3 protein-coding genes are annotated in these 3,708 nt (G+C 74.2%); all 3 read left to right on the top strand.

Annotated elements, in window-relative coordinates:
- A partial coding sequence (allB, locus tag LCD31_RS26230; RefSeq protein ID WP_224962392.1) for an allantoinase AllB occupies nt 1–1,293 on the top strand: 1,293 nt, incomplete at its 5' end.
- Nucleotides 1,290–2,417, top strand: a complete 1,128-nt coding sequence (gene alc / locus LCD31_RS26225) for an allantoicase (protein WP_224962390.1) — start codon at nt 1,290–1,292, stop codon at nt 2,415–2,417. The genes allB and alc, both read left to right, overlap by 4 nt.
- Before the next feature lie 161 nt (nt 2,418–2,578).
- The gene (locus tag LCD31_RS26220; RefSeq protein WP_224962388.1) at nt 2,579–3,439 is read left to right on the top strand and encodes a helix-turn-helix domain-containing protein; all 861 of its coding nucleotides are present in this window, start codon (nt 2,579–2,581) and stop codon (nt 3,437–3,439) included.
- Nucleotides 3,440–3,708: the final 269 nt, after the last annotated feature.

The following is a 3,708-nucleotide window of genomic DNA, read 5'->3' as shown; positions in this document are numbered from 1 at the left end:
GGCGGCGAGACCGCGGGCAGCGTCGCCGTTCGCGACGGACGCATCGCCGCCGTCGCACCGCACGACGCGCCGCCGCCCGCCGCGCGCACCGTGGAGCTGGACGACGACGAGGTGCTGCTGCCCCGCCTGTTCGACACCCACGTGCACGTCAACGACCCCGGCCGCGCCGAGTGGGAGGGCTTCCCGACCGCCACCCGCGCCGCCGCCGCGGGCGGCATCACCACGCTGCTGGACATGCCGCTGAACAGCCTCCCGCCGACCGTCGACCCCGAATCCCTCGCGGTGAAGCGGGAATCCGCGCGCGGCAGGGTGCACGTGGACGTCGGTTTCTGGGGCGGTGCGATCCCCGGCAACCGGGCGCACCTCGGGCCGCTGCACGACGCCGGGGTGTTCGGGTTCAAGAGCTTCCTGCTGCACTCCGGCGTCGACGAGTTCCCGCCGCTGGACCCCGCCGGGCTGGAAGCGGCGCTGGCCGAGCTCACGACCCGCGACGCGCTGCTGATCGTGCACGCCGAGAACTCGGCAGCGATCGACGCCGCACCCAGCCCGCACGGCGAGCACTACCGCGACTTCCTCGCCTCCCGCCCGCGCGGCGCGGAGGACGTGGCCATCGCCCAGGTCCTCGACCTGGCGCGGCGCACCGGCGGGCGGGTGCACGTGCTGCACCTGTCCTCCTCGGACGCGCTGCCGATGATCGCCGCCGCGAAGGCGGACGGGGTGCGGGTGACCGTGGAGACCTGCCCGCACTACCTCTGCTTCACCGCCGAGGAGATCCCGGACGGCGCCACCCAGTTCAAGTGCTGCCCGCCGATCCGCGAAGCGGCCAACCGCGAACGGCTCTGGCAGGGGCTCGCCGACGGCACCATCGACTGCGTCGTCAGCGACCACTCGCCCTGCACGCCGGAGCTGAAGCGGCTCGACACCGGCGACTTCGGCGTCGCCTGGGGCGGCGTGTCCAGCCTGCAGCTGGGGTTGGCCGCGGTGTGGACGCAGGCCCGGCTGCGCGGGCACGGGCTGGCGGACGTGGTGCGCTGGATGGCCGGGCGCACCGCGGAGATCGCCGGTTTGCACCGCAAGGGCGCCGTCGAACCGGGCGCCGACGCCGACCTGTGCGCGTTCGCCCCCGACGACGCCTTCGTCGTCGACGCCGCCGGACTGCACCACCGCAACCCCGTCACCGCCTACCAGGGCCGCGCGCTCGCCGGACGCGTCCGGCGCACCTGGCTGCGCGGCGAACCCGTCGACGTCGCAGGCCCACCACGAGGAACGTTGCTGAGCAGGGGAGAAGCATGAACGACCGGTCCGCGCTGCCCGAACTCGCCTCGCGCGCCGTCGGCGGCGCCGTCGTGCACGCCAACGACGAGCTGTTCGCCGAACGCGAGAACCTGATCAAACCCGCCGCGCCCGCCTACCAGCCCTACACGTTCGGCCACAAAGGACAGGTCTACGACGGGTGGGAGACCCGGCGGCGTCGCGAACCGGGCCACGACTTCGCGCTGATCCGCCTCGGGCTGCCCGGGATCGTGCGGCGGCTCGTGGTGGACACCGCGTTCTTCACGGGCAACTACCCGCCCGAGGTGTCCGTGCAGGGCGCGGCCGTGGACGGTTACCCGAGCCCGGCGGAACTCCTCGACGCCGACTGGGTGGAGCTGCTGCCCGCCTCGCCGGTCCGCGGGGACGCCGAGAACTCCTTCGACGTGGACACCGCGCTGCGCTGCACCCACCTGAAGCTGTGCATGCACCCGGACGGCGGCATCGCCCGGTTGCGCGCCCGCGGCGAACCCGTCGCCGACCCGCGGTGGGCGCGCGGCGAGTTCGACCTGGCCGCGCTGGAGCACGGCGGGCACGTCACCGGGTGCAGCAACATGTTCTACAGCTCGCCGTCGAACCTGCTCGCGCCCGGCCGGGCCGCCGTGATGGGCGAGGGCTGGGAGACCGCGCGGCGCCGCGACGACGGCAACGACTGGGTGGAGGTGGGGCTCGCCGCCGCCGGCGTGCTCACCGCCGCCGAGCTCGACACCAGCCACTTCGTCGGCAACGCGCCCGGCTGGGCGACTCTGTCCGGTGTGGACGGACGGGTGGCCGATCCGGCGGATCCCGCGGCGTGGCGGGAGATCCTGCCGCGCACCCGGTTGCAACCCGACACCCGGCACCGGTTCCGGCTGCACTCCGGCGCCGAGTTCACCCACGTGCGGCTCGACGTGCACCCGGACGGCGGCATGGCGCGGCTGCGGCTGCACGGCACCGCCACCGCCGACGGGCACGCCGATCTGGTGCGCCGCTGGTCCGCCGCGGTGCCGCCGGAGTACGCGCGGGCCGTGCTGCTCGACTGCGGGGTCCCGGCGGACACCGCCGCCGAGCTCGCCGCCGCGTCCGGTCCCGACGCCGACACCGCGCTGGCGGCGGCCTTCCGCTGAGCGGCCGTTTCCGCCGAGCGGCAGGGATTGCCGCTGCCCGGCCGGGCTTTCCGCCCGACCGGCCTGGCTTTCCGCCGACCGATCGGAGCGGGCACCGGAAGTCGGGTGCGCCGCGGCACCGCCGACCTAGCGTGGTGCGCACCAGGAGGAAGGAGGACCCGGTGCTGGATCGGCTGAACGCGGCCCTGGACCACGCGGAGGAGCACCTCGGCGACACCGTCGACGTGGGCGAGCTCGCGCGGATCACGGCCACCTCCGAGTACCACTTCCGGCGGATGTTCTCCGCGCTGGCGGGCATGCCGTTCTCGGAGTACCTGCGGCGCAGGCGGCTCACCCTCGCCGGGGCGGAAGTGCTCGCCGGGCGGCGGACGCTGCTGGACATCGCCGTCCGGTACGGCTACGGCTCGGGGGAGGCGTTCGCGCGGGCGTTCCGCGCGGTGCACGGCGTCGGCCCCGGCGAAGCCCGCCGCGACGGCGCCGCGCTGCGGTCCCAGCAGCGGATCTCCTTCCGGCTCACCGTCGAAGGGAGCAGCGAGATGCGCTACCGCATCGTGCGCCGCGAGGCGTTCCACGTCGTCGGCCGGAAGGCCCGGGTACCGCTCGTGCACGAAGGCCCCAACCCGGCGATCGTCGAGCACGTCCGCGGCATCGGCCCGGACGAGCTGCGGCGCATCGCCGCCCTGTCCGACCAGGAACCGGCGGGCATCATCGCCGCCACCGACGACCTGGACGACAGCCGTGCCGAGGGAACCACGCTCGACTACTACCACGGGGCGGTGACCCGGGATCCCGGTCCGGACGACCTGGACTCGCTGGCCGTCCTCGCCGGGGCCTGGGCGGTGTTCGAGGTCTCCGGCGAGTTCCCGCACGCGATCCAGTACCTGTGGCGCGACGTCTACACCGAGTGGTTCCCGTCGAACCCCTACCGCAGCAGGCCCGGCCCGGAACTCCTCCGCACCGAGGTGTCCGAGGACGGCGCCCGCGGCGAAGCCGAGCTGTGGATCCCGGTCGAAGAGGCCTGACGAACTGGTTCCCCGTCTTCGAACTCGGTTTGCGCAGGGCTCGAGTGGCGGAACCCCAGCGGTTCCCTAGCTGCCCGCGTTCCCGGTGTGGCCGCGAGTTCTGAGCTACCGGTCCGCTGATTTCCACCCGTGCCCCGCAGTCGTGTGCGTTTCCCGTCAGCGGCGCAGCCGCTGAGCCGCCGACCACCCGCGCAGCAGGACCACCCGCGGGTTCTCAGCCGGTACCAACGGGGGGCCGCGTTTTTACAAGTGGGGGGGGCCCGGTGGGT

It is taken from the genome of Saccharopolyspora sp. 6M, from assembly GCF_020176775.1.
Classification (GTDB): Bacteria; Actinomycetota; Actinomycetes; order Mycobacteriales; family Pseudonocardiaceae; genus Saccharopolyspora_C; species Saccharopolyspora_C gregorii.
Note: the sequence above shows the minus strand (reverse complement) of the source record. Positions and strands in the feature narration are given on the sequence as shown.

Coding starts and splice junctions, on each gene's coding strand:
- alc (WP_224962390.1), top strand. CDS start 1,290: ATGAACGACCGGTCCGCGCTGCCCGAACTCGCCTCGCGCGCCGTCGGC.